Here is a 26,364-nt window from a genome sequence, read left to right on the forward strand (position 1 = left end):
TTAAAAGGAAGGCAGCCTTAGAACAGGCTGCCGATAAGTCCATTTTTTAGACTAGATTTTATTCGTCAAAGAAACCAGCACGTGGTTGACGTAGACCACGAATACCCAAACCACATTCTGCATTGATCAGAACACCAGTTAAAGGTCGGTTATTTTGACGAGATGCCAAGAGCACATAAGAACCTGTCATTTCTTCAGGCTCAGGTAAGAAGTTCAACGGCATACCACGCGCGATTTTCTCAGGATCACGCGCATCTAAAAGACCTAGATTTTCTTGGCCTAATGATGCAGCACCTTTAATGTTTACATTCATACCTGACGGCGCAACAGCATTCACACGAACTTTGGGTGCAAGCTCGTACGCCAATTCCTTCATGATGCCTACGCCAGCATGCTTAGATGCTGTGTAAACTGGACCACCACCCGCAGAATATAATGCTGAGTTAGATAGTGTGAAGATTATCGAACCTTCAGATTTTACTAACTCATCAAGTGCAGCTTTAGCACCTAGAATTAATGCTTTCGTATTAATTCCCATGATTTCGTCAAACGCTTTATCAAGTTGCTCACCTGAAGTATTGACGATATCTGCGTAGTGATCCCAGATTCCTGCATTACCAATAAAGCAATCAAGCTTACCAAAACGCTCAACAGTTGCTTTTACAGCACGGACATTGTCTTCATAGTTGGCAACATCACCAGCGATTGCAACAATTTGATCACCAAAGCGTTCTTTTAAAGCATCGACTTTAGATTGTGAACGTTGTAACACACCAACGTGTGCACCTTCTTCAAGGAAGCGTTCAACTAAAGCCCAACCTAAACCAGAACCACCACCTGTGATCAGTGCAACTTCGCCTTTAAGCCAACCCATGATTACTCTCCTGCCATCTCAACGTATAACGCACCATCTTCAACAATCACTGGGAAAGTTTGAATTGGATCTGTCGCTGGTAAACATAATGCTTGACCGGTTTTTAAACAGAAGCGAGCTGAATGCAATGGGCATTCGACAGTGCCATCGTCTTCAAGATAACCTTCTGACATTGAAGCATTACCATGAGAACAACGGTCATTCATTGCGAAGAACTCACCACCATTGTTAAACACTGCAAGCGCATCGATACCGTTAACGCCGCAATCTACTTTCAACGCTTCGCCTTCGTCTAATTCGTCAACTTGGCAAACAAAAATCTTATTCATTAGAAGAATACACTCAGGTTGTGAGAGTTATAGGTAACTTGATCAAGCGTGATCTTACGGTTGAAAATTTGGAAGCCTAAGCCACCTTCAACTTTACGGATCTTGTCATGACGTTTACCACAGTAAATCGTGACATCTTTCTCTTTTTGTGTACGGTACAAAAGATATGTAACGTATACATCGTATTCGCCTTCAACTTCAGTAGCTTCTACGATCACGTTACTCACCATATGAGTTGTACGTGATGGAGGCTCTTCAGCCCACGCCATACCTGTTTCAAGACGAGCAACACGACGCTCTAAAAGATCTTTCGTATCATTGAACACCCAAGTTGTAGGTGGTTCAATTGAACGACGACGGTCACGCGTTTGAGCATTTGGTGTTGTACGTAGCGTGTAAGAAATATCTTCAGCTAACGTATCTAACCAGTCGCGAAATTTCCAATCGTCAAGCAATTTCGCTTCACGATAGAGGAATTGGCTAATTTGATGGTGAAGTTCTAAACTCACTTGACTCATTTCATAAGCTCCTTCTCATATTCGTCAGCTGCTTTCTCAACATCTTCCCATTTTTCATGGATTAGCAAGTCTGCCCAACGACGGTACATGCCGCGTGCCGCAGTTTCTGAGAAAATGTAGTTAGTGATACCAGGGATACCATCTTCACGAATTTTCTCGTTGCCAAGACCCATTTCCATAATGAGTTTGTTTTGACGCGCTTTGTAACCACGTAAGACTTTTTGAATTTCGATCCAGTTTTCAGAGTCATCTTGCTCTAAGAAACCAGCTGGACCAAATGCACGTGTCGCAGAACGTTCAAACGCTTCTTTCACTTCTTGTGACGCTTCAGCATCCGCAATACAGAACGCCCATACTTCAGTTTTGTTTGGACCACGTGGGTGCCATACGCGAAGTGTTGCTGTACCGTTTAACCAAGACAATGTTGGGAACATCGTGTTGTGACCAGCAAGACGTAACGCACGAATTTCACCAAGACGCTCTTTAACTTCTTCGTAAGTTTCGCGGAAATAGTTTGCTACTTCACCATCAACCCATACGTTTGCATCTGGTTTCTCTGTAAAGAAGAAGCCTGAACCGTGACCACGTGAACCATATTGGATCGCGTCTTTCGCAGTTTCCCATACCGGACGTGCAGTTTGCGCAGCACCTAGTTTCTTCGAAGATTCGTCATCAGGTTTAGCACCTAATACTTGAATCGCAGATGCGTGAGAGAACAATGCATGATATTGGTCAGATGCAAACTGTTCAGCCGCAAATTTCCAGTTACATTCGATTTCCCACTTATGAACACCACCGATGATCTCAGTACCACCTGGACGACGATCTAATACACCATCTAAGTACCAAGCAATATCACCCATGTATTCTTCAAGGTCTGGAGTTGTTTCATCCCAGCAACCGAAGATTAAGCCTTTATAAGACTTCACACGGTTTACTTCGATCAAACTCCACTTCTCTTTACATGCGCCTTGAGGGAATGCACGATCTTCAAGAGGAATATCTTTAAGAGAGCCGTCTACGCCATAAGACCAACCATGGTATGGACATGTAAACGCACGAGTGTTACCGCAGTCAGCAAAGCTCACGCGCATTGAACGGTGACGACATTGGTTTAATAATGCTTTAATTGAACCGTCTTTTTGACGTACCACGATGATCGGATCTTCACCCATATAGGTATTGAAGAAATCACCAGCCTTTGGAATTTGGCTTTCATGGCAAAGGAATAACCATGTACGACCGAACACACGTTCAAGTTCTAGTTCATAGATATCTGGATCTGTATAAATAGATGGCGTGATACGTCCATTTTGTGCATCGACTAAAGCATCGATTTCGCGCACATCAATTTTCCCACTCATGAAAAGCTCTCCTGTGACTAAATTAGACACAAACTAATAGACTCAACTTTGCAGAGATAATGAGTTTTGAACGAGTTTTGGGGAAATATTTTTTTTGTTTGAATCAAGATGTTTTATCGATAAATTAATCAATCGCTCAATACGTGAATTTTACCATATTTTAATAATAACGTTGATATTTCAATATACTCAGCCCCACTTCACCGAATATCCATTTGTGAACTATACTCGCACTTGATCATATTTAGACATTATATGAATCAATCTTTGGATGATTTTTTATGGAACTACGACACCTACGATATTTCATTGCTGTGGCAGAAGAACTCAACTTCACCAAAGCAGCCTTGCGCCTTTATACTGCTCAGCCATCATTGAGCCAGCAGATTAAAGATCTTGAAGATGAAATTGGCGTCCCTTTGCTTTATCGTACAAAACGTAAGGTAGAACTCACTGAGGAGGGTCAAGTCTTCCTTGAACAAGCTCGCCTCACGATAGCCCAAGCAGACAAAGCAGTCGCAATGACTCGTCAGATTGCCAAATCTAAACAGCAATTGTTACGTATCGGCTTTGTTCCTGTAGTTGAAATGAAAATTTTTCCTTACGTTCTCCCTAATCTTCGTGTTCAAAACCGGGGTTTAAAGATTGAATTGTTAAGCTTAAACAACTCCGATCAGTCAAAAATGTTAAAAAAAGGCGAAATTGATATCGCTTTTACTCGTCAAAATCTATTTAGTGATGAAATCGAAAGTCAATTTGTTTTACGAGAACCTTTGATTTTCTTACTCCCCAAAGATCATCCACTCGCTAAATACGATCGCATTCCAGTAAAAGAGCTCGATGGAATCGATTTCATTATTCCTTCTGAACAGCAATCTCAAACCCTAAATAAGATCATTCTAGATTTTGCAAAATACCATCAAATCAATTTAAATATTGTTCAAACTGCAGACAATATCCTCTTTAACATTAATTCTATTGGCATGAACCTGGGCTGTACTTTTCTACCTGGATATATCGCACCACTGACGATGAACAACACCGTGATTCGCCCGCTAGACGTGGAATTACCTTCAATCGATTTATTTGCAAGCTATAGAAAAAGTACTAACTCAGAAGGCGTCAAAAAATTTATGGACTTACTGAGCTCTGTTTTTTACCTTGATATTAATCGTAATTAATTAATTTTTTTTTCAAATTAATGATCACCGTTAAACATAGCGGTGATTTTTATTTTTTATTTCAACCAACAGTCTTAGACTTTAGTCTAATAAAGTTTTACGAATATCATCATAAATTCTATGAATTCAGGCTTTAGATTAGACTATTTTTTAAACAACCCATTAACTAACTAGACTTGATCTACCACTTAAGTCTAATGCATTAAAACAGATCAATGCTCAATATTGATTATCAATATGCAGATTTAAATGTATTAAACACATGTTCTGTATTTTAAGTTTTAAAAAAGAGGATGATTAAATCATCCTCTTTTTTAGTTTTTTAGGATCTTAAATTATTTAACACCATGAACTGCTAGATAATTTTTGATCACCGTATTAAATTCTTCTGCTTTTTCAACTTGCGACCAGTGACCGCACTGACTGAAAATATGTGCATCAGCATTAGGAACGATATTTAAAATGTCCCAAGTACGAGACACAGGAATCACCACATCTTGAGTACCATGAATCAATAATACAGGAACTGTAATATCTTTCATTTTTTCAAAGTCTAATGGGAACTCGAAACGATCACGGTCACGCGCACCCACAACATCCATTAAACGATCAGATGCGTAGTCATTCGCCGCAGAATCAAAACGTACTTTTACCAGCTCATCTGTAATTAAGTCTTTATTTACAACAAACATTGAAAGTGTCTTACGAATACCTTCTTCTGTTAAAACTGGGTTTGCATGCGCTTTTAGGGCTGCAGTTTGTTTTGCACCACCTGTACCCATTGAAACAATACCGAGTACACGCTCTGGATAATCAAGTGCCAATTGGAATGCTAACCAACCACCTAGCGAATTACCTACTAACCATGTTTTTTCAATACCAAGTGCATCAAGAGTACGAATTGCATGATCAACCCATGCACGGATACCGTATTGAGTTCCTGGTGCAACGACAGTTTGACCATAACCAATGGTATCAATTGCGATACAACGCGCTTGCTCACCAATTGCAGGTAAATTCAACCACCAGTTAGCAGCTGCTGATACACCAGTACCAGAACCATGAAGGAATAAAATAGGCGTGCCTTCACCAATTTCATGATAATGGGTTAACTCACCTTCAGCAGTTTCGATCCATTTATCTTCTAAACCAAAGAATGAATCCGTTTTATATTCTGGAATTTGAACAGTGCTCATCATAGTCCTCTAACTGTCTATAACTGATCATATATTTGTGAAACAATCATCAGTTGATGTTTATAAATGATAGTTTTACAGGCTTATATTAACTGCTCTGTACCTTTCAACTGATACAAATTTACGATTGCATCCTTCTTTTTACCAATTAAATAAATTACTGTTTTTCCTTATTTTTTTAAAATCAATATTCACCCTCTGAATATGACTTGATAAGATCTCGATATGATCCTTGCTCATCATATCGAGATCAATTTCATTTTTTAGAATTTATAACTATAACTTAACGCCACACGATGCTCTTCTAAATCACTCAAGGTGCCTGGAACATTGATGTTGTTATAATTAGTATCAATAAACATATAGTTGAAACCAAGACCTTTATACTTACCTTCTGGCACAACATAGTTCACGATGATGTTATTTTCATTCTCGCGACCTCGACCTGGTGTTGCCGTATCAATATTCCAACCTTGGAAATGACGTACAGTTGCAGATAATCCTGGTACACCCATTTCTTTAAAATTATAGGTATAACCTACGCTCCAAGATTTCTCATCCTTACGGATAAAACTCGCGACCGACCAGTTATCTAAATAAGGTTGTGGCACCCAACCACCCAATGTTGGGAATAGTGTCGCTTTATCTCCATGCTCGCCAAACATCTCTTGATAACCCAATTGAACAGTATGCATACCATGGTTGACTTTCGCCCCCATAGAAATTGCTTGGCTATCAATTTCACCAAAAAGTTTATCGCCAGTTTCACTGTTATCGAAGTAACGAATATGTGCATCTAAATTCGTTTTTTCATCAAGTTTAGTTTTATAGCTTGCAGCAACATAATGTTGCTTGAAGATATCAGTTAAATCAGCGAACCAATAACTACCACCAATCTTTGATGAAAACTGGTGATCAACACCAACAATATACATTCCGTCATCAGTTGTGAGACCTTGAGCTTCTGCCTTCGCAATATCATTGTTTGGGAATAAGGTCAAATCTTGATACTGATTATCGTAACGCGCATTAATACCATCAATATATGCCAAGGTTAATTTAGTATCCTGAATATCTTTCGACTCTAACCATGCACCACTATAAGTAGTTAATAATTGGCGTGATGGATCGAAGAAAATAACTGGTGACATCGGCAATAAATCACCTACTTTAAGTTCAGTTTCAGAAACTTTAACTTTTAAAGTCGCACCGAATTTAGCATTATCGCGTTCTGTACGACCTTGACTGTTATCATATGGCATATGAATGTCATTTACAGAATCACGCGATTTCAATCCAATTGCATATTGAGCCAAGAGATCTGCACCAACTTGAATGCCTGCACCAATATCGTGATAACCCGATTTAGCATCTAAAGTGATTGCTTGCGTCCAGTTACCATAATCTAGATTTGGTGCTGTATCGTAATTACGTTCTAAATAGAAATTTTTAAATTTAAGCTGAACATTTGAATCAGCCACAAAATTCGCGTGAGCAGCAGTTGTCCCTAGAGTTGTTGCAGCAATCATTGCTAGCCATAATTTTTGATGACGCATGGCTTCATCCTATACTCAAATCAGCGTTGATGAGCATATTGCTAAATTGTGCACTCTGAAGAAATCAGACTAGAGTCTAAAAAAAATTTAGACTTTTCCGATGAAAAACAATACTTTAAAAACTCTCATTGTTATAAACAATTAATAATAGCTCAGTAACTAAGCAAATTAACTTTTACGATGGATAATTTATTATATTTTAATATCTTACAAATTAACCCAGAAACATTTTGCCATTTTATTTAATCGTTTTTAAGTTTAACAATTACGATACGCTCTACACCAAATCACCCAATATAAGCACCCAAACATCTCACGCAATTGTTTTTTTATATGTATCTTTTCTAAATTCATAAAAAAAGCACTCCTAAGAGTGCTTTTTCAAATCACTTTTAAATTATGCGTTAAGTTCTTTTGCTTTAGCCATAGTCAAAGCTAGATCTTCAATCATGTCTTCCTGACCACCAACAGTACCACGGCGACCAAGCTCCATTAAGATTTCACGCGCAGATACGCCATATTTCGCTTCAGCACGTTTAGCAAACAATAGGAATGAAGAGTAAACACCCGCATAACCCAAAGTTGCCGCATCACGGTCTGCACGAATTGGGTTGTGCATCATTGGAATCACGAGATCTTCAGCAACGTCTTGTACTTTGAACAAGTCAACGCCAGTGTCCATACCCATACGGTTAGCAACAGCAATAAACAATTCAAGTGGCGTGTTACCTGCACCAGCACCAAGACCTGCAGACGCCAAGTCTACACGTACTGCACCTGCTTCAACCGCAGCAACAGTATTTGATACACCCATACCTAAGTTGTGGTGACCGTGGAAACCTAACTCAATGCTTGGGTCCAAGTGTTGACGTAAGTGACCAACGCGATCGATTACATCTTGAGGAAGCATATAACCTGCTGAGTCTGTAACATAAATACAGTTTGCACCGTAAGACACCATCTTCTTCGCTTCTTCTAAAAGACGCTCAGGAGTTGCCATGTGAGCCAACATTAAGAAGCCCACTGTGTCCATTTCTAATTTACGCGCAGCGGTGATGTGCTGTTCAGAACAGTCAGCTTCAGTACAGTGAGTTGCAACACGAATCGTTGATACACCGATTTCATGCGCCATTTTTAGATGGTCAACTGTACCGATACCAGGAAGAAGTAATGCAGAAACTTTTGCATTCTTCATACGAGGTACAACAGCAGATAAGTATTCTTCGTCAGTCGCAGCAGCAAAACCGTAGTTTACTGATGAACCACCAAGACCGTCACCGTGAGTGACTTCAATTAAAGGTACGCCTGCATCATCAAGTGCTGTTGAAATTGCAATCATTTGCTCAACAGTCGTTTGATGGCGCTGTGGATGCATACCATCACGTAAAGTCATATCATGAACAATAATCTTAGACATGCGGTTGCTCCTTAAGCTTCTTCTTTGTTGAATACGTGTTCAGCAAACATTTCTGCTGTACGAGCAGCTGCAGCTGTCATAATGTCGAGGTTACCTGCATATTTCGGCAAGAAATCACCCAAACCTTCTACTTCCAAGAAGATAGAAACACGGTTACCATCAAAAATTGGACCATTTACAAGTTTGTAACCTGGTACATATTTTTGCACTTCTTTAATCATCGCGTGAACTGATTCAGTGATCGCAGCTTGATCTGGCTCACCTTCAACAAGACAGTGTACTGTGTCACGCATCATAAGTGGTGGCTCAGCAGGGTTAATTATGATGATCGCTTTACCTTTTTTCGCACCACCAACTTTCTCAATAGCACCCGCAGTTGTACGTGTGAATTCGTCGATGTTTTTACGTGTACCAGGACCTACAGATTTTGTAGACACAGTCGCGATGATCTCACCATATTCAACAGGTTGAACACGTGAAACTGCTGCAACCATAGGAATTGTCGCCTGACCACCACACGTTACCATATTCACGTTAGGCACTTCACCTTCTGCAAGTAAAGCTTCTAAGTTCACAGGTGGAACACAGAAAGGACCAATTGCAGCAGGTGTTAAGTCAATCATCAGTACACCAAGTTCATTTAACTTGCGGCTGTTTTCAGCATGTACATATGCAGACGTTGCATCAAAAGCAATTTTAATATCATCTTCAATGACGTGAGGAAGAAGACCATCAACCCCTTCTGCAGTGGTTTTTAAACCCATTTTCGCAGCACGAGCAAGACCTTCAGAAGTAGGATCGATACCCACCATCCAAACTGGCTCTAACCATTCGCTACGTTGAAGTTTGTAAAGCAAATCAGTACCAATGTTACCTGGTCCGATCATTGCACATTTAATCTTTTTCATTAACGTACTCTCTCAAAATTCCGACTTATTCAGCAGCGAAAGCAGCAGTCACTGAACCAAAGCCTTCAATCTCAACTTTGAATTCATCACCTGGGTTTGCTACAACCATAGGGCCTAATGCACCTGTTAAAATAATGTCACCAGCTAACAATGGACGACCACGACGTACCATTTCATCAGCAAGCCAGACAGCTGCATTTAAAGGGTTTGCTAAGCAAGCCTTACCAACACCTTGAGACACGACTTCTTCACCACGTGTCATGATCATTTTACAATTCACTAGATCAAGGTTATCGAGTTTTACAGGACGTGACCCCAATACAAATGCAGCTGAAGATGCATTATCTGCGACAGTGTCAATCAAACTGATCTTCCAGTTTTCAATTCGACTATCCACCACCTCTACAGCAGGAAGTGCATAATCAGTCGCGCTGATAATGTCAGCATAAGTGTGTTTTTCTTTCGTTAAATCTTGATTGATCACCAAAGCGATTTCCGCTTCTACTTTAGGTTGGATCAATAGACCTGCAGGAATCGCCTCTCCATCACCATAAGCCATGTCTGCAAACAGCATACCGAAGTCAGGTTGATCTACACCGAGTTGTGCTTGAACCACTTTTGATGTCAAACCGATTTTACGTCCAACTAAACGACGACCTTCTGATAAGGCACGCGCTGTATTCACTTCTTGTACAGCGTAAGCGATATCTACATCAGCAGCTTCACCACCCAACGTTGGGCGAATTGGTGCGATTGCACTTTGTGATAATTCAGCAGTTCGTAACGCTTGTGCTACTGATTCAACTACAGCAGAATTAGACATCAAGACTTCCTTCAACTTCATTCGATGATCTATTTGACCTTAGGAAAATTGCTTGAAAACAACCTTCTGAGGGACAAATTCTTTTAGAGAGATACCTGCATCTCTGATGAGAGCTAGAATGGAAAAATCTTGACCTATATGCCAATACTTATTTTCTTTATGACAATAGTTTCAGACTATAAATAATTTATCAAATGGAGACTCTATCTTATTGTTTTACATGTTTTTAAAATTTTATTATTTAAATATACAGAATGTTTAATCTATTTCTAATACTACTTATTAGACCATTGATAATAGAATTATCTATGGATTACAAATTATTAATCACTAATCCAAAGACAAGTTATATTCTTTTATTGTTCAACTACAATTCAATTAAAATTCATTTTAAAAACCTTGTTAAGGCGACTTAAGTCGTAAAATCGGTGTTGAATATTACAATTGCTACTATCTCATCACCAAATAATCACATTTTCTCTCCATCAAAAAAGATTAGAATATTCTGTAGAATATTCATCAGGTGAAGATACAGAGATAACAATGAAATTATTAAAACTGCCACTATTGATCTTAGCTACTGGCATTAGCTTTTCGGTACTTGCTGACACAGAACCTAAAACTGATATTATTAATCTTCAAGCAGATGCTTCTAAACAAGTCTCTAATGATGAAATGCACGCCATTTTATTTATTGAAAAAAGTAATAAGCAGCCTGCACAACTTTCAACACAAATGACCCAATTGATGAATCAGGCCATCAGCATCAGTAAAAAATACCCCCAAGTAAAGGTCGAAACGGGTTCTCAGACCACTTATCCTGTCTATGACAACAACAATTCAACAAAACTGAAGGAATGGCGTGGCCGTGCTGAAGTAAATATTGAGAGCAAAGATTTTAAAGCAGCGAGCCAGTTAATTAGCGAGTTACAACAAGATTTTCAAACACAATCGATTAATTTCACTGTTTCCACTGAAAAACGAAAGCAGGTTGAAAATGAGTTATTGACTGAAGCCACGCAAAATTTCCAACAGCGCGCTCAGGTTCTCACTAAAGCCTGGAATCGTTCTAGTTATAACTTGGTTAACTTGAATATGAACACCAATAATTATTCACCAAGACCATTAGCCATGGCACGTGCCGCAATGGTTGTAGAGAGTGCACCCGTTGCAGACTCACAAAATATGGCTGCTGGAGAATCAACAATCACAGTCAATGCAAATGGATCAATTCAATTAAAATAGTTTGCTATTAAAGTTCAAAAAGCCACTCAATAAGTGGCTTTTTTTAATGATTTTACTTTTTAAATGGGAATGCATATTTCACAATACGCCCCAAAACCTGACCATATTGTTTAAATAAACTCGCATTATTGTAATTCAAGCCGTATTTTTCACACACCGCTTTCACTTTAGGCCCCATTTGACGGTAACGTCGAGCAGGAATATCTGGATAAAGATGATGCTCAATCTGATGACTCAAATGCCCCGTCAAAATATGGAATCCTTCAGAACCTGTGAGGTTAGAAGACCCACGAATTTGACGCATATACCAATGGCCACGGCTTTCATTTTCTAAAACTGACTTCGGAAAAACTTCCACATCTTTGGTGAAATGACCGCAGAAAATAATACTGAATGTCCAAATATTACGAATACCATTAGCGACTAAATTACCTGTGAAAACGGGTAATGCTGCAGGACCAGCGATGAGTGGGAAGAAAACATAATCTTTAAATAACTGTTTCCCCATTTTCTTTTTCATCGGATTCAAACGTTGTTGAAATTCTTCTTTGGTCATGCGCCCTTTTAAGCGCTTACCAATTTCTAAGTTCTGAATCGCTACACCCCACTGGAATAACAAACAGAATGGAATACTGTAAAGTGGTTGTAATAAATATCCTTTTTTCCAGCGTTGCTCTGGGAACAAACGAAGAATTCCATAACCAATATCATCATCCATACCTTTAATATTGGTATAGGTATGGTGTTTATAGTTGTGGGTTTGGCGCCAATCATCAGATGTGCCGACGATATCCCATTCGTAAGTTGTCCCTTTAAATTTAGGGTCGTTCATCCAATCATATTGACCATGCATCACATTATGGCCCAACTCCATGTTTTCCATGATTTTGGCAAAACCAAGTAAGCCTGTGCCTAAAAGCCATGCTGGAGGAAACCAGCCAGCGAATAAGCATGCACGTCCAAGTATTGAACTGTAGCGAATCGCTGCATACACTCGCTTAATATACTTTTCGTCTTTTTCACCTAAATCATCAAGAACTTCCTGCTTAATTGCATCAAGTTCACGTGCGAGTTCATCAAGTTGTGCATCAGTGAGTTCACGATTTTTTGGGTTTTTGAAATATTGTGCTTGAACTGGCATATTCATGATTATTCTCGCTTATAGGTCGATAGTGAGATCAGACTGAGCTGAATTGATACAGATTTTGAGCAAATTTCCAGGCTCAGTGTTTTCTGCACCATTGACGAGGTTTTTAGTTGCACCTTGCGCTTTATGGCATGCACATTTATTACATACCCCCATGCGGCAACCGTGCTGTGGGCGAATATTTTGCTGCTCTAAACTTGCAAGGATTGATTGTCCCTTTGGAATCGTGACGACCTTATTTGATTTCGTAAGTGTGACCTGAACAAAACCAGTCTCATCACTAATGAATGGTTCAACACTAAATGCTTCACCTTTAAATTTATGAACACGAGTATCAGTTAGTTGTTCAGCAACTTGCACAAATCCTGCTGGACCGCATGCATAAACCGTATAATGATCTAAGGATTCGATAGCCGTTAAATGAGAATCCTCTAAACGGGAATCAGCCTCTTCATCTTGAGTAGTAAAAAATTCAACATTAAAGTTTGAGTGTTGATTCGCCAAAGCAACCAACTCTGTTTGAAATGCTAAATCTTCTGTTTTTTTAGCCCAGTACATCAATTTAACTGGATGAACTAATTTTTTTTCTTGCTGCAATAATGCCTTGATCAAGCTGTACATTGGAGTAATACCACTCCCTGCAGCTAGCATTAACAGAGGCGTATTTACACTTTCAAGTGTCATATCACCATAGGGTGCACCAAACTCAACGATATCCCCTACCTCAGCTATATCGTTAATCCATGAACTGACTACCCCCTGATCGACTTTCTTAGCAGTCAACAATACATGTTGAGTGTCGATTTTGGTCAAACTATAGGTACGTTCAAAACAACGACCTTGTGTCGTGACAATAACTGGATGATGTTGCCCTGCTTCACCAAACTGAAATTTACGATTAACCGCAATTTTTAGGCTGACCATATCATTTGCAACTTGTGTACGTTCAACAATTTTGCCCAATGATTGATTCACCGACCAAGTTGGATCGATCTTTTGCAACCAAAAATTGGCAGCATTCGGATCAAATACAGCATTTACTGCTGATCTAATCAAATTTCTAGGTGGCTTAACTGCTTGCATTATGGGCTCATCACAGTGGGTTTAGAATTATTATACACATGTATATATATTTGTATAGACACTTGTATATCATCTATTGATTTCCATATCCTGACACAGAGCGATATAATGCAACTCTAACTGTAAACTTCTGATATTTATGAGCAGCTCTACGATTACTCTTTCTCCTCTACATGCCAGTGAATCCGCATCCATTTTGGAGCATCCAACTGCACGTACAGTCGGAAGAAAAGCCACAATCACGAAAGAAGAATTATTCCAAGCTGCTCTCAACCTTATCGGACCTCAAAAAAGCATCGCATCTTTAAGCTTGCGCGAAGTTGCCCGTGAAGCAGGAATTGCGCCAAACAGTTTTTATAGACATTTTAAAGATATCGACGAACTTGCCATTGAATTGATTGATCGCTCAGGTATTGTTTTACGTCAAATCTTGCATCAAGCTCGCTTAAAAGCAGTTCGCAATTCAAGTATTGTGCGTAGTTCAGTTGAAGTATTTATTGAACAGTTAGATGCTGACGAAGGTAATCTGAGCCTGTTGTTACGTGAAGGTTATACTGGTTCTGCCTCTTATAAAGAGGCGGTTGAAAAACAGCTCAATTACTTTCAGCAAGAACTCATGGATGATCTTGTTCGTCTCGAGCAAAATAACTCTCATAAAATCAAGCATCCAGAATTGGCTGCAAAAGCGATTACTCAATTGGTATTCACTATGGGTGCTAAATTAATCAACATGCCACACGATGAAAGAAAAGTTGTAGCTGAACAAACGATGACGATGATCCGAATGATTTTAGAAGGCGCACGTCATCTGAAAGAATAAATACTGAGTGTAAAAAAAGCCCTTCAGTTGAAGGGCTTTTTTATTACTTTTCCCAAATAACTTCTTTATTTTGAGCAACCCAAGTTGGAATAAGGGCTTCGTACTTCGCCTCAATTTTATTACGCTTAATCTTCATAGTCGGCGTCAACATATCGTTATCCATCGTCCACAAATCCATAATGACCACAAAGAATGCAATTTTTTCATGTGGCTCAAGCTTTTCATTAATTTCATTCTTCAACTCAATTAATTTTGCTTCGATATCATCACGTTTATTATCTTGTTGCAATTTATTGCGAATTTCTTCTGCCAACATCACAAAGCCGATCGGCTGTTTATGGCTTGCACCACCAACACAGACAGATTCAATCATTTGGTTATTACCAATCTTTTGTTCAATTGGTACAGGCATCACATACTTACCTTTCTGAGTTTTAAAGATGTCCTTTACACGTCCAGTAATTTTTAGACGGCCAGTCGCATCAATTTCACCCATGTCTCCTGTTCTTAAATAACCATCCTCAGTCAAATCTTCAGCTGTTTTTTCTGGGTTCTTGTAATAACCCAACATTGTTCCTGGGCTTCTGACTAAAATCTCACCATTCTCATCAATCTTGCAGTCTACTCGTGCTTGAACATGTCCGACATATCCACTCATATATTCACCCATACGTGTGATATGCGAGTATCCACAGTTTTCTGTCATTCCATAAACTTCAAGCAACTCTAAGCCCAAATTACGATACCATTTAATAATATCTACGGGTAAAGGTGCAGAACCCGTTAAAGCATAACGAACATGATTCAAACCCAATTTTGCCAAGAGTTTTTGCTTAATCTTATTCCCCAAGAATGGGATTTTAAACAACACGTTTTGTACATTAAGTGGAATTTTTTCATTAATCCCCAAATAAAATTTAGTCCATAAACGTGGCACAGAAAAGAAGATCGTTGGTTTTGCACGATTAAGATCTTCAATAAATGTATCTAATGAATTGGCAAAATAAACGGTAAAACCACAAATCATCACGGATGATTGAATAAATACACGCTCTGCAACATGAGCTAGCGGCAAGTAAGATAAAGCACGATCTTTTTCTGAAACACCAAACGTAGATTTCAGCTCACTCGCAGGTGAGAGCAAGGTCTTATAACTTTGCATAACGCCCTTAGGTAGACCTGTACTGCCCGAGGTATAAATAATGGTCGCAAGCTCATCCTCGTTTGGAAAATAAGGCTCACTGGTTGGTGCTGTTTTCGCAGTGATTTCATCCCATGTTGGCGCATTATAGTCAGGTGCCAATGGCAATTTAATACAATGCATATCTTGAGGGATGATTTGTTTCACATCGTTCCAACTGTCTCCAATACCATCCAATTTACCGATAAACAAAGCCTTAGTTTCACTATGATCTAGAACATATTTGGTTCCTTCACCATTGAGAGTCGTATATAAAGGAACCGACACATGACCTGCCATCCAAATTGCAAGATCTGCCATAATCCAATGCGCACTATTTTTACCAAAAATTGCAATCTGAGAACGACCAGGCAAATTCAAAGATTGTAAATAAGCAGCCATTTTTTTGACTTGACTGGCCACTTCTCCCCAGGTGTATTTAATCACCTGACCATTTGGTAAAGGCTGAACCAAGAAATCTTGGTTTGGCGATTTCTTTTCCCAATACATTAAATAGTGAATATGAGTCGGTAAAAACTCAAATTGGTTGTTGTTCTGATTTACTTCCATGTGTAATGACTCCCAATAACGCATCATTGTTGTTATGTAATGACTCATAACCGAAAGCTGATTTAATCGTTTTAAACTCGTCCTGAGTTCCTGATTGCCGAGTAAAAACTACAGCTTTACGATTTAAATTTTCGAATTATTTTCTATTTTCTATCATGAATTCTGATCAAAATCCAACCATTATTTTGCTCAGTTTAATTGCGCTATATTTTTGATAAAATTGTAATTTAAGACCAATGTGTTGATGATTATCGCCAATGTACTTGGACAATGATTATCCTATAACTAAATCAAACTCATGGATAGAGATTGATCATTATGGCTCAGATTGCCACTATTTTACGTGCAAAAACTCAACTCATGGCTGTCAAAGCCCTCACCCTTGCAATCCCAGTATCACATCCTCTCGTATTTGCGGGTGAAGATTCATCAATGCAATTGTGTGGCAATATTGCTCAGCTCGGCATGAAAAAAGTGATGATTGTGACTGATGCAGTATTAGTCAAATTAGGTGTCATACAACCCATTCAAGATCAATTAAAGCACAATGGGATTGAAGTTGTTATTTTCTCTGATGTAAAACCTGATCCAACTTGTGAAATTGTCGAAAAATCTCTAGCACTGTTTAAAAATACCGGATGCGATAGCGTATTGGGTATAGGGGGTGGTTCGACGATTGATACAGCAAAAGTATTAGCGCTCGCAGCCGCAAACCATAAATCACCTAAACAACTTTTTGGAATTTTAAAAAGCCGTAAACCTGCATATCCATTGTTCGTGATTCCGACCACCGCCGGTACAGGTTCTGAAGTTACCATTGCCGCAGTTATTTCAGACAGTGAAACTCATATCAAAGGCTTAGTTATTGATCCCAAAGTCGTTCCATTAGCAACTGCTTTAGATCCCGTCATCATGAAAGGCATGCCACCTGCTATCACTGCTGACACTGGTATTGATGCCCTTACTCATGCAATTGAATCGTGGGTAAGCGGATTCGCCAACAAACAATCAGATTATTACGCCAGTGCAGCCATGAAATTGATCATGGAAAATTTAAAAACTGCATTTGAAGATGGTCAGAATATTGCAGCACGTGAAGCAATGGCGCTCGGTTCTCATTATGCTGGTTTGGCAATGAATAGTGCTGGAATTGGCTATGTACATGCTTTGGCGCATCAATTAGGGACTCAATATCAAATCCCACACGGACGCGCTAATGCTATTATCTTGCCTCATGTTCTAGAATTTAATCGTAAAGCATCAGAAAAACGCTTAGCACTAGCAGCGAAGAAAATTGGTTTAAGCTCGTCACACACTTCGGATGAACAAGCCGCAAATATTTTCATTCAAAGCGTAAAGCAATTACTTAAAGATTTGAAAATCAATACTGAGATTCCGAATTTAAAAAAGCAAGATTTCCCAGAGATGATTAAATCTGCTTTTACTGAAGCCCATGGAATTTATGCCGTACCAAAATACATGAATTATTCAGATGCTGAGCAAATTTTAAATCGACTTTAATGCCAATAAGGCACGAATAAAAGCTCAGTATACAATCGTGTCTACTGAGCTTTTTTAATTTGCGACAAGGAATGCCGCCATGTTAAAAAATTTAGATTCACTAAACCCTTTTATTCATGTCACGATTGAGAATAGAATCCTGACCATCAAAATTGATCACCCCGAGCAAAAAAATGCTTTAAATGGGGAAATGTACAATGACATTGCAAAAATATTGGATGCGGCAGATCAATCTCAACAAGTGAATGTTGTGATTTTACAGGGTAACGAACAGGATTTTACCGCAGGAAATGATCTGAAAGATTTTATGTCTGCCGCTCAAAAATATGTTGGTTTAGCCGCTGATGCTACACCACCATTTGTCTTCCTAAAAGCGATCGCAAGATTTTCTAAACCTATTATTGCTGCGGTACGTGGCTGCACTATAGGCGTTGGCGTCACTATGCTATTTCACTGTGACATGGTATACGCTCACCCCGATACAGAATTTCAAATTCCATTTGTAAGTTTGGGATTATCTGTAGAAGGTGGCACCAGCCTTCTTTTCACTGAGTTGGCTGGTTATCATATGGCTGCCGAATTATTGCTCACAGGTCGAAAATTTTCAGCGGAAGAAGCGCTAAAATGTCGAATCATCAATCAGATTTGCGAGCAACCTGAACAATTAGCTTTACAGCGGGCTCAACAGATGAGTCAACTGCCAATGACCACGCTAAAAATTATTAAAAAACAAATTCGACCCGAGCAAGATCAAATTCAGAATTGTATTGTTCAGGAAGCTGAGGTTGTTGCAGAACGTTTAACATCGCCTGAAATGATTGAAGCCGTGATGGCTTTCTTACAAAAAAGAAAACCTGACTTCAATCAATTTCTGCAGTCCTAAAAAAGCACCCTAGGGTGCTTTTTTTTATTTTATGGCTTTACCACCACCAAGACTCGAATCGCTTCAGGCGTTACAGCTAAACCTTCTAAAAGGCTTAAGCCTTCTTTTTGAAGCTTCTGCAAACGTGCAATTTCATCTTCGCGAATACTTGGGTTAAATTGTTTCAAATAACTTAAACGATCAATTTCATATTGCCATTTATTGCTATAAATTTCTTTCGCTTGCTGTTTTAATTCAGGCAAAGCACCTTTTGCAATGTCTAAAGCTTGTGCATAACGTTGTTCAACGACATCACGACGTGCTTTCACCACTTGGCGACAACTATTACCGTCAAGATGATGTAAGTATGGTTTCAAAATATCTGGTGCAATTTTAGCTGATAAATCTTGGCCCTTTTCACTTAATAACACACGAATCAATTGTATTGGTAAACTCGCTGGCAAGTTCAATGCTTTCGGTGCAATCACATCCACTTTGAACCACACCTCAACTAAAACTGAACCTTGTGGTAAAGCTGCAGACTTCAATAACGCCACATTGGTACTACCAAACGATTGCGTATTGATCATTTCCATGACACTTTCAGTGAAAGGATGCTCAAGCGTTATGTATTGCGCATCTTCACGGATCTGAGCCTGATCACGATAGAACGTCACGGTCATGCCATCCTCATCCAAAGTCAGACCTTGGACTTGCATTTGATCAGTAGGCTTAATAATCACCGTGCCATTACTTTGCTCATCAAAATCAATATTGGTTGACGCCATGAAGCGTTTCATAAACATTGGCAAAGTCGTATTGTCATCATACTCTTCGAGTGCTTGCACAATTTCTTGCGCAACCATTGGGCGACAAGAATTGTATTCCAATAAACGATCACGTCCTGCTTGTAGCTCTTGCTCTAAAGCTTCACGTTGCACACTTACAGCTTCAAGAAGATCTTCAAACGCTTGACCTTTATCAGCCAACAAGCAATCTTTAAGATCAACAATAAAGTTTTCTTGTAAGGTTTGCGCAGTTGGAGAAATATTGCTGAAAATATTTAATGCTTCATTGTACCAACGGAACATGCGCTCTTGTGCAGTGCCCACTAAATATGGCACATGAATCTGAATACGGTTTTCTTGACCAATACGATCAAGTCGACCGATACGCTGTTCAAGAACATCAGGGTTCGCTGGCAAATCAAATAGGATTAAATCTGAAGCAAACTGGAAGTTACGACCTTCTGAGCCAATTTCTGAACACAATAAAATCTGAGCACCATACGAATCTTCTGCAAAATAAGCAGCTGCTTGGTCACGCTCTAATAGACTCATGCCTTCATGGAACATTGCTGTACGGATCCCTGCATGGATACGTAATGCATTTTCTAAAGCTTCAACTACAGGCCCACTACGCGCAATGAGCAAGACTTTTTTATGCTTTAACTGAGTACGGAGCATTTCCATAATCCACGTTACACGCGGATCAGTTTCCATCCAAGCCCCGTCCAATTGCGCTTCTTCTGGCCACATTTGTTCACGAAGTTTACCATCCATCGACCATCCTTCTGGCGCAGGTAATGGTGCAGGCTGACAATCACGACCAGGGAAGCCTTGAATCGCTTCACGTGTATTACGGAATAGTACACGTCCCGTACCGTGACGATCTAACAATTCATGAATTGCACGGAAACGCTGTTCTGGCTCATCTTCAATCTTGTGACCCAGTAACTGCTCAATTGCTTGGAAATGATCAGCTTCAAGAGGTTGATCCGACATCAGCACTTCTGCAATTTGAGCTGTTTGCTGATATTTTTCCTCTTCATCTAAGAAACGATCAAGCGAACTAAAACGTTGCGGATCGAGTAAACGTAAACGGGCAAAATGAGACTCGACCCCTAACTGTTCAGGCGTTGCAGTCAGTAAAAGTACGCCTGCAGTTTTTTCAGCAAATTCTTCAACAAGGTCATAGCGGTCATTACCACCTTCTTCTTCTGACCACATCAAATGATGTGCTTCATCCACCACAAGCAAATCAAAACCTGCTTCGAGCGATTGCTCACGTAAATCTTCATGGTCGATCATGAGATCAACAGACGCAATGATGCACTGTTCAGTTAAGAACGGATTCAATTCTGGATCATGTTCTTTGATCGAAGCAGTACGCGTTAAATCAAATAGCGAGAAATTCAAATTGAAACGGCGACGCATTTCAATCATCCACTGATATTGCAGCGAATCAGGAACTAAAACGAGGATGCGTTCAGAACGTCCTGTTTTAAGTTGCTGGTGTATGATTAAACCTGCTTCAATAGTTTTACCTAGACCAACTTCATCCGCCAATAAGACACGTGGAGCAAAGCGCTTACCTACTTCATGCGCGATATAAAATTGGTGAGGAATCAATCCAACACGAGCCCCCACCATGCCACGTAATGGACTATTTTGCATATTAGCTTGCATTTGTAATGCTTCAATACGCAGGTCATACCATTCTTTATAATCAATTTGGCTTGCCAGTAAACGATCAAGTGGTTTAGACAATTGAATCGTCGCACCAACACGAGTTTCATTTAATGATTTACGTTCATCAGTACCATCTTGTAACTGACGAATTACGTTGTAACGAATAACGCCACCACACTCTTCTAATGATTCGACTTTCCAGACGATGCCCTCTTGGTCTTGAAGCTCATCATTCACATTGAACACAATTCGAGATAAAGGTGCGTTACTACGTGCATAGACACGGGTTTCGTCACTTTTAGGAAAGAGGATACTAATTGATCGTTCATTTACATCAATCAAAACCCCTAAACCTAACTCTGTCTCTGTGTCTGATAACCAACGTTGACCAATAGCAAACTGCTGCAATTTTTCCACCTTATCTCAAGTTAGGACTGAAAACTTATGCTCAAACAGGAGATGATTTGAGCAAAATTTAACGTCTATAAGCAATATATTTTGACATAAAGCCCACCAAAAAGTGAGCAATATTTAGCAACGATATACTTAATTGATCATAACCATAATTTCATCATGATCAGATCATAAAAATATTCGTATGCTGATTTTAAAATGTGTATTTAGAACGGCACTGGACAATGAAAGTTCAGTCGTTCACCGGTAACAGGATGATTGAAACTTAACTGCTCTGCATGCAAACAGAGTCGATCTTTCAAAGCTTGTTGCGCTGGTGTTGCATACAAAGTATCCCCTACGATGGGATGCCCTAAATGCTGCATGTGAACGCGAAGTTGATGTGCTCGACCTGTGATTGGCGTTAATTTTACGCGTGTCACCCACTGATCTTGAATTTGAAATTGTTCAACTGCTTCCCAATGCGTTAACGCTGCTTTATTGTGATGCGCATCTACGATATGCAATGGCGGACGCGATGGGTCGTAAATCACAGGAATATCTACAGTTCCTTGACCTTTTACACATCCCACGACTAGTGCTTGATAAGTTTTATCGGTTTCACGTTCTTGAAATTGGCGAGAGATCGATTTTTGACCTGTTTTACTGAGTCCAAACACCAATAAGCCTGATGTATCACGATCTAAACGATGAATCAGAAGCGTACGTGGTTCTTCTTGAAGAAGACGATTGATAACGCAATCTTGAAGATCAGGCGTTTTGCCCGGAACAGAAAGTAATCCAGCTGGTTTGTGAATCACCATAAAATCTTGATCACGATGAATGAGATGTTCCTGAAGAAAATGACTCAAATTTCTATTCCTAGCAGATCGTGAAAACAAGGCGGCAATAATAGAAAGCTTAGCGATAAATTACAATCTTGAAATGGACAAACAGTGATGATTTTTCCGATATCTGATAGAAATTAAATCAATCTAACGATTCAAATGAATTAAGTTTTATTTTTGACATCTAGCAGTCTTTTCTCAGGATAGGAAGCAATTGAGAAAGTGTGCAATTTTGCACAAATGATTCAAAATCTATATGTGCGCCATTGGCTCTCCACAAGCCAATCAAACTCACCATTGCGACTGAATCTAAGCCATAGTTCCGTAAATCTTGAAATGGATCAATTTCAAAAATATCGAATTCGAGGTATTCAGCAATAGACAGTAATATGCCCTTTTCAGAAAGAATAAATGAAGTCGGCGCACTTAATTCCAGCATTCGAATCATGGCAGAGGTATTCATATGATGAATACCTTGTTCTACATAGTTCTCAATCCACTGTAAATGTTGGCTCTTCGTTTCTACATGAACAGCATCGTTCACCACACAAATTTGAGGAGTAATCGAAATGATATGCTGTAAAAGTTGCTTTATAGGTGAATTGATCATGCCAGACACAATGAGTTGTTTCTTTTCTGCGAGTAATTCACCCAACTGCGCTACTTTAGAAAATGATTGCTGCTCTTCAATTTCAATCACTTCAATATCTAAAGCCTGAGCTTTTTTAATTAAGCGATTTAAATGAATTAATAATTCTTGATGTTGGTCATTGCTATATTCAGCTAAACGTTGAAATCCAAAAACCACCAAGACGCATTGTTCAGCTTCAATGGACCACTTTGCCAAACTCGCGCTGAGTTCAATTTTTTTGGGTGGTGTATAAAAATATGACATTGCCACTCTAATCAGCTAAAGCCAAGAAAACTTCTATGGCATGCAGCGCAATTTCAGCATCTTCAAAAGATTTAGCACCTGAAACTCCCACGGCTCCCACCAATTGCCCTTGATAAATAATGGGTTCCGCACCTTCTAACATTCCCGACAATGAGTGAACAGTCAGAAAACCCAATTGCCCATCTTTGATCAGCTCTTCAAAAATTTGAGATGGGTGGCGGCTCAAAGCTGAACATTTTGCTTTTTCAGCTGACAAATTCGCAGTCATCGGAGAGGCACCATCCATACGTTTCATTGCAAGTAAACTTCCAGTTTCATCTACAACAGAAATACTGACATTCAACTTTTTATCAATCGCATATTGTTGCGCACGCGTCAGTAAGAACTCCGCGTCTTCTAAAGTTAAATAATGTTTTAATTTCATTTCTATTTTAAGTCCGTGAATTTTATACGTGCAAAAAAGCCTACAGTATTTACACTGTAGGCTTATGTTAATAGATTTTCAAAAAAATTCTATTTTAAACGCGCAAATACATTCTTAGCTGCTTGAATAGTGAACGCAATATCTTCATCGGAATGCGCACTTGAGATAAAGCCGGCTTCAAAAGCAGAAGGCGCTAAATTTACACCTTCATCCAACATGCCATGGAAGAATTTACGGAACATTTCAACATCGCATTTCAACATTGAATCAAAGCTTGTAATATCTTCTTGATCAGTGAAATACAATCCAAACATACCTCCAACCTGTTGAGTCTTAAATGGTATACCCGCTTCATCTGCGGCAGTCTGTAAACCAGTCAATAACTTTTCGAGCTGTGCAGTAAGATTTTCATAAAAGCCTGGTTGTCGAAGATGTTTAAACATCTCAATCCCAGCTCTCATTGCCAGCGGATTACCTGACAAAGTTCCTGCTTGGTAAACTTTACCTAGAGGAGCAATACATTCCATCACTTCGCGCTTACCACCAAATGCGCCTACAGGAAGACCTGCACCAATAATTTTACCTAGCGTAGTTAAATCAGGTGTAACACCGTAGTGTGCTTGAGCTCCACCTAATCCAACACGGAATCCGGTCATCACTTCATCAATAATGAAGACTGAACCATGCTCATCACACACATCTCGAATGGCTTGCAAGAATCCATCAATTGGTTTAACCAAGTTCATGTTACCTGCAACAGGTTCAACAATAACACCCGCAATTTCGGAACCAAATTTAGCAAAGCATTCTTTTAAAGTCGCAATATCATTGTATGGAAGCGTCAAAGTATGTTTTGCAAAATCAGCAGGAACACCCGCTGATGTCGCCTCGCCTTCACCACTTGTAAGTAGACCAGAACCTGCTTTCACTAAAAGTGAATCTGAGTGACCATGGTAACAGCCCTCAAACTTAACAATTTTGTCACGACCTGTATACCCACGTGCAAGACGAATTGCAGTCATTGTTGCTTCTGTCCCTGAGTTGGTCATACGTACCAATTCAATCGACGGCATAATTTCACAGATAATATCTGCCAATGTCGTTTCATGCACTGTAGGTGCACCAAAACTTAGACCATCAACAGCGGCGTCTTGAACAGCTTTAATAATCGCAGGGTGTGCATGTCCTAAAATCATTGGTCCCCATGAACCCACATAATCTACATAGCGTTTGCCATCTACATCATACAGGTAGGCACCTTGAGCTTTTTCAATAAATACCGGCGTACCGCCTACACCATTAAAAGCACGTACTGGCGAATTCACACCACCAGGAATATGTTTGCTGGCTTGTTTAAATAGTTGTTCTTGCTTAGGAGATAAACTCATGAAAATCACTCAACTCGAAAAAGTAAAAAATTTAAGCTTGTTTAGCAAATAGCTCTGACCAGTCGTAAACACGTTGACCAACAGTTGACATAGACCGACCCAATACATCGCTAATGACAGCACAAAGATCTGCTCCAGCAGCAATCACTTCAGCGCCATTTTCAACCGTCAAACCTCCAATCGCGCAAATAGGTACATTTAATTTTGCTTTTGCAGCTTTTAATGTTTCTAAACCAATATTACCTGCTTCAGGTTTGCTTTGTGTTGCATAAATTGCGCCGAATGCTACATAATTTGCGCCGTCTGCGATCGCTTGCTCAGCTAGTTCAATAGAATTATTACAACTACGTCCAATTAAGACGTTTTTTGGCAATCTTTCCACAGCCTCTTGGATTGAACCATCATCTTGACCAAGATGCACACCCACGCCATATTTGACTGCGGCCTCTAAATCATCATTGATGACAAAAGGAACCTTATATTGATTACACATATTCTTCATGTATTCAATTTCATAAGCTTGATCTTCTTTCGCAACGTTTTTACGACGATACTGAAGTACTGCAACTTCATAAGTTGCCATCGCTCCTTCAAGCTTTGCTAATAGAAGTTCAATAGGATCATCGTTGGTGATTAAATACAAACCGCGCATAAAGAATAACTCTAGGCAAATACTAAAAATTTAAAACATTATAGGACAAAGCCTTGGAAGAACACATTGATAAAATGTAGAAATTAACAGGCTCTATTGTTGACTAAGCGTATTAAAGATATTGATTGAAATGAATTTGTGAAATTTAATCCAAGAAAAATTGGCTCCAATACGTTTGAATATATTCCATCTAGTTCTTCGAAAGACACACTTAAGTACATAAAGGAAATTTGCGAAAAAAGAGATATGTTGCCTGCGAAGGAGCCTATACCTGGCATTAGTTATAAACGAATCAGTATGAAAACACCTTTTGGCATGTTATGTACAGCAAATGACTAAGAGATTCCCTTTTAAGATTAGGAGGAAAATAAAATATTATTAAAAATCAGAAATTTATGTATAAAAATAATAGTAAGGACTTAGTAAATGTAATTATTGAAAAGTAAATAACGATTTATCTAATTAAACCACTTTCAGTGAAAATTTTCTGACACGAGTAAAGAAAGTCAAATTGAATTTATTTGTTTTAAAGAAAATTTAGTAAATATTTATTTTGATTCTGATGAAATTTCGGTAGTACTAGATGGCAAAGACATTACGTCCGACTATCCAGTAAAGAAAATAGATAGCAGAAGAATATTTGAATTATACAAACCGCTTACATGTGTAAGGTGTAGTTAAAAAAGATGGTGTTGCACT

Annotated in this window: 23 protein-coding genes; 5 read left to right on the forward strand and 18 right to left on the reverse strand. The window is 39.1% G+C overall.

Features of this window, described 5'->3' with window-relative positions; genetic code table 11:
* Positions 1 to 58: 58 nt before the first annotated feature.
* From hcaB to hcaE, 4 genes are read right to left on the reverse strand one after another with little or no spacing between them, the layout of a single operon-like run.
* On the reverse strand, positions 59 to 874 hold the full coding sequence (gene hcaB / locus AC1M84_RS06875; RefSeq protein WP_035267124.1) for a 3-phenylpropionate-dihydrodiol/cinnamic acid-dihydrodiol dehydrogenase: 816 nt from the start codon (positions 872 to 874) through the stop codon (positions 59 to 61).
* A 2-nt stretch (positions 875 to 876) separates the two neighbouring features.
* The gene (gene hcaC / locus AC1M84_RS06880) at positions 877 to 1,203 is read right to left on the reverse strand and encodes a 3-phenylpropionate/cinnamic acid dioxygenase ferredoxin subunit (RefSeq protein ID WP_005181999.1); all 327 of its coding nucleotides are present in this window, start codon (positions 1,201 to 1,203) and stop codon (positions 877 to 879) included.
* Entirely contained in the window at positions 1,203 to 1,721 is a 519-nt protein-coding gene (hcaF, locus tag AC1M84_RS06885; protein ID WP_035267127.1) for a 3-phenylpropionate/cinnamic acid dioxygenase subunit beta, read from the reverse strand. Before hcaF ends, hcaC begins: the two co-directional genes overlap by 1 nt.
* On the reverse strand, positions 1,718 to 3,085 hold the full coding sequence (gene hcaE / locus AC1M84_RS06890; protein WP_035267128.1) for a 3-phenylpropionate/cinnamic acid dioxygenase subunit alpha: 1,368 nt from the start codon (positions 3,083 to 3,085) through the stop codon (positions 1,718 to 1,720). Before hcaE ends, hcaF begins: the two co-directional genes overlap by 4 nt.
* Before the next feature lie 281 nt (positions 3,086 to 3,366).
* Between hcaE and hcaR the strand changes: the two genes are divergently transcribed.
* On the forward strand, positions 3,367 to 4,266 hold the full coding sequence (hcaR, locus tag AC1M84_RS06895) for a DNA-binding transcriptional regulator HcaR (RefSeq protein WP_481594709.1): 900 nt from the start codon (positions 3,367 to 3,369) through the stop codon (positions 4,264 to 4,266).
* 335 nt (positions 4,267 to 4,601) lie between these two features.
* Here the strand turns inward: hcaR and AC1M84_RS06900 are convergent, their stop codons facing one another.
* The 5 genes from AC1M84_RS06900 to AC1M84_RS06920 all read right to left on the reverse strand — a co-directional run bounded on the left by AC1M84_RS06900 (position 4,602) and on the right by AC1M84_RS06920 (position 10,166).
* Entirely contained in the window at positions 4,602 to 5,462 is an 861-nt protein-coding gene (locus tag AC1M84_RS06900; RefSeq protein WP_035267132.1) for an alpha/beta fold hydrolase, read from the reverse strand.
* A 263-nt stretch (positions 5,463 to 5,725) separates the two neighbouring features.
* Positions 5,726 to 7,018 (reverse strand): OprD family outer membrane porin, encoded by a 1,293-nt coding sequence (locus AC1M84_RS06905; RefSeq protein ID WP_481594710.1) that lies wholly within the window; start codon positions 7,016 to 7,018, stop codon positions 5,726 to 5,728.
* A gap of 397 nt (positions 7,019 to 7,415) precedes the next feature.
* Complete coding sequence (dmpG, locus tag AC1M84_RS06910; RefSeq protein WP_035267135.1) at positions 7,416 to 8,435, reverse strand: 4-hydroxy-2-oxovalerate aldolase; 1,020 nt, start codon at positions 8,433 to 8,435, stop codon at positions 7,416 to 7,418.
* 11 nt (positions 8,436 to 8,446) lie between these two features.
* Positions 8,447 to 9,343 (reverse strand): acetaldehyde dehydrogenase (acetylating), encoded by an 897-nt coding sequence (locus tag AC1M84_RS06915; protein ID WP_035267137.1) that lies wholly within the window; start codon positions 9,341 to 9,343, stop codon positions 8,447 to 8,449.
* 25 nt (positions 9,344 to 9,368) lie between these two features.
* Entirely contained in the window at positions 9,369 to 10,166 is a 798-nt protein-coding gene (locus AC1M84_RS06920; protein WP_035267140.1) for a fumarylacetoacetate hydrolase family protein, read from the reverse strand.
* A 543-nt stretch (positions 10,167 to 10,709) separates the two neighbouring features.
* Between AC1M84_RS06920 and AC1M84_RS06925 the strand changes: the two genes are divergently transcribed.
* Complete coding sequence (locus AC1M84_RS06925) at positions 10,710 to 11,411, forward strand: SIMPL domain-containing protein (RefSeq protein ID WP_481594711.1); 702 nt, start codon at positions 10,710 to 10,712, stop codon at positions 11,409 to 11,411.
* A 52-nt stretch (positions 11,412 to 11,463) separates the two neighbouring features.
* Here the strand turns inward: AC1M84_RS06925 and AC1M84_RS06930 are convergent, their stop codons facing one another.
* Both AC1M84_RS06930 and AC1M84_RS06935 read right to left on the reverse strand, forming a co-directional pair.
* On the reverse strand, positions 11,464 to 12,558 hold the full coding sequence (locus tag AC1M84_RS06930) for a fatty acid desaturase family protein (RefSeq protein ID WP_035267144.1): 1,095 nt from the start codon (positions 12,556 to 12,558) through the stop codon (positions 11,464 to 11,466).
* 12 nt (positions 12,559 to 12,570) lie between these two features.
* Positions 12,571 to 13,641 (reverse strand): flavin reductase family protein, encoded by a 1,071-nt coding sequence (locus AC1M84_RS06935; protein ID WP_481594712.1) that lies wholly within the window; start codon positions 13,639 to 13,641, stop codon positions 12,571 to 12,573.
* Between the two features lie 139 nt (positions 13,642 to 13,780).
* Between AC1M84_RS06935 and fabR the strand changes: the two genes are divergently transcribed.
* Complete coding sequence (gene fabR / locus AC1M84_RS06940; RefSeq protein WP_092767102.1) at positions 13,781 to 14,461, forward strand: HTH-type transcriptional repressor FabR; 681 nt, start codon at positions 13,781 to 13,783, stop codon at positions 14,459 to 14,461.
* A gap of 43 nt (positions 14,462 to 14,504) precedes the next feature.
* On the opposite strand, the gene AC1M84_RS06945 is transcribed toward fabR, so the two are convergent.
* Positions 14,505 to 16,211, reverse strand: a complete 1,707-nt coding sequence (locus tag AC1M84_RS06945; protein WP_481594713.1) for an AMP-binding protein — start codon at positions 16,209 to 16,211, stop codon at positions 14,505 to 14,507.
* Between the two features lie 318 nt (positions 16,212 to 16,529).
* Here AC1M84_RS06945 and AC1M84_RS06950 point away from each other — a divergent pair, with 318 nt between their 5' ends.
* Together AC1M84_RS06950 and AC1M84_RS06955 are read left to right on the forward strand one after the other, a co-directional pair.
* Positions 16,530 to 17,732, forward strand: a complete 1,203-nt coding sequence (locus AC1M84_RS06950; protein ID WP_092767103.1) for an iron-containing alcohol dehydrogenase — start codon at positions 16,530 to 16,532, stop codon at positions 17,730 to 17,732.
* Between the two features lie 79 nt (positions 17,733 to 17,811).
* Entirely contained in the window at positions 17,812 to 18,615 is an 804-nt protein-coding gene (locus tag AC1M84_RS06955; protein ID WP_481593475.1) for an enoyl-CoA hydratase-related protein, read from the forward strand.
* Between the two features lie 29 nt (positions 18,616 to 18,644).
* Here the strand turns inward: AC1M84_RS06955 and rapA are convergent, their stop codons facing one another.
* From rapA to thiE, 6 genes are all read right to left on the reverse strand, one after another.
* Positions 18,645 to 21,482, reverse strand: coding sequence for an RNA polymerase-associated protein RapA (gene rapA, locus AC1M84_RS06960; RefSeq protein WP_481594714.1), 2,838 nt, complete (start codon positions 21,480 to 21,482; stop codon positions 18,645 to 18,647).
* A gap of 203 nt (positions 21,483 to 21,685) precedes the next feature.
* On the reverse strand, positions 21,686 to 22,330 hold the full coding sequence (locus AC1M84_RS06965; protein WP_180028829.1) for an RluA family pseudouridine synthase: 645 nt from the start codon (positions 22,328 to 22,330) through the stop codon (positions 21,686 to 21,688).
* Between the two features lie 160 nt (positions 22,331 to 22,490).
* Positions 22,491 to 23,201: a phosphopantetheine-binding protein gene (locus AC1M84_RS06970; protein WP_481594715.1), complete on the reverse strand. Its 711-nt coding sequence runs from the start codon at positions 23,199 to 23,201 to the stop codon at positions 22,491 to 22,493.
* Between the two features lie 7 nt (positions 23,202 to 23,208).
* Positions 23,209 to 23,625, reverse strand: coding sequence for a GlcG/HbpS family heme-binding protein (locus AC1M84_RS06975; protein ID WP_035267160.1), 417 nt, complete (start codon positions 23,623 to 23,625; stop codon positions 23,209 to 23,211).
* Positions 23,626 to 23,714: 89 nt separating this feature from the next.
* Positions 23,715 to 25,013, reverse strand: a complete 1,299-nt coding sequence (gene hemL / locus AC1M84_RS06980; protein WP_481586402.1) for a glutamate-1-semialdehyde 2,1-aminomutase — start codon at positions 25,011 to 25,013, stop codon at positions 23,715 to 23,717.
* Positions 25,014 to 25,044: 31 nt separating this feature from the next.
* Positions 25,045 to 25,665, reverse strand: coding sequence for a thiamine phosphate synthase (gene thiE / locus AC1M84_RS06985; protein ID WP_481586403.1), 621 nt, complete (start codon positions 25,663 to 25,665; stop codon positions 25,045 to 25,047).
* Between the last annotated feature and the right edge of the window lie 699 nt (positions 25,666 to 26,364).

The sequence above is a fragment of the Acinetobacter sp. 24-47-66 genome (genome assembly GCF_056779755.1).

Bases quoted from the DNA above. Each gene is read 5' to 3' on its own strand.
- hcaE (WP_035267128.1), bottom strand. From the start codon at position 3,085: ATGAGTGGGAAAATTGATGTGCGCGAAATCGATGCTTTAGTCGATGCA.
- AC1M84_RS06935 (WP_481594712.1), bottom strand. From the start codon at position 13,641: ATGCAAGCAGTTAAGCCACCTAGAAATTTGATTAGATCAGCAGTAAAT.
- AC1M84_RS06955 (WP_481593475.1), top strand. From the start codon at position 17,812: ATGTTAAAAAATTTAGATTCACTAAACCCTTTTATTCATGTCACGATT.
- dmpG (WP_035267135.1), bottom strand. From the start codon at position 8,435: ATGTCTAAGATTATTGTTCATGATATGACTTTACGTGATGGTATGCAT.
- AC1M84_RS06975 (WP_035267160.1), bottom strand. From the start codon at position 23,625: ATGAAATTAAAACATTATTTAACTTTAGAAGACGCGGAGTTCTTACTG.
- AC1M84_RS06945 (WP_481594713.1), bottom strand. From the start codon at position 16,211: ATGGAAGTAAATCAGAACAACAACCAATTTGAGTTTTTACCGACTCAT.
- thiE (WP_481586403.1), bottom strand. From the start codon at position 25,665: ATGCGCGGTTTGTATTTAATCACCAACGATGATCCTATTGAACTTCTA.
- AC1M84_RS06950 (WP_092767103.1), top strand. From the start codon at position 16,530: ATGGCTCAGATTGCCACTATTTTACGTGCAAAAACTCAACTCATGGCT.
- fabR (WP_092767102.1), top strand. From the start codon at position 13,781: ATGAGCAGCTCTACGATTACTCTTTCTCCTCTACATGCCAGTGAATCC.
- hcaR (WP_481594709.1), top strand. From the start codon at position 3,367: ATGGAACTACGACACCTACGATATTTCATTGCTGTGGCAGAAGAACTC.
- AC1M84_RS06925 (WP_481594711.1), top strand. From the start codon at position 10,710: ATGAAATTATTAAAACTGCCACTATTGATCTTAGCTACTGGCATTAGC.
- hemL (WP_481586402.1), bottom strand. From the start codon at position 25,013: ATGAGTTTATCTCCTAAGCAAGAACAACTATTTAAACAAGCCAGCAAA.
- AC1M84_RS06920 (WP_035267140.1), bottom strand. From the start codon at position 10,166: ATGTCTAATTCTGCTGTAGTTGAATCAGTAGCACAAGCGTTACGAACT.
- hcaB (WP_035267124.1), bottom strand. From the start codon at position 874: ATGGGTTGGCTTAAAGGCGAAGTTGCACTGATCACAGGTGGTGGTTCT.
- AC1M84_RS06905 (WP_481594710.1), bottom strand. From the start codon at position 7,018: ATGCGTCATCAAAAATTATGGCTAGCAATGATTGCTGCAACAACTCTA.
- AC1M84_RS06930 (WP_035267144.1), bottom strand. From the start codon at position 12,558: ATGAATATGCCAGTTCAAGCACAATATTTCAAAAACCCAAAAAATCGT.
- AC1M84_RS06915 (WP_035267137.1), bottom strand. From the start codon at position 9,343: ATGAAAAAGATTAAATGTGCAATGATCGGACCAGGTAACATTGGTACT.
- AC1M84_RS06900 (WP_035267132.1), bottom strand. From the start codon at position 5,462: ATGAGCACTGTTCAAATTCCAGAATATAAAACGGATTCATTCTTTGGT.
- hcaF (WP_035267127.1), bottom strand. From the start codon at position 1,721: ATGAGTCAAGTGAGTTTAGAACTTCACCATCAAATTAGCCAATTCCTC.
- AC1M84_RS06970 (WP_481594715.1), bottom strand. From the start codon at position 23,201: ATGTCATATTTTTATACACCACCCAAAAAAATTGAACTCAGCGCGAGT.
- hcaC (WP_005181999.1), bottom strand. From the start codon at position 1,203: ATGAATAAGATTTTTGTTTGCCAAGTTGACGAATTAGACGAAGGCGAA.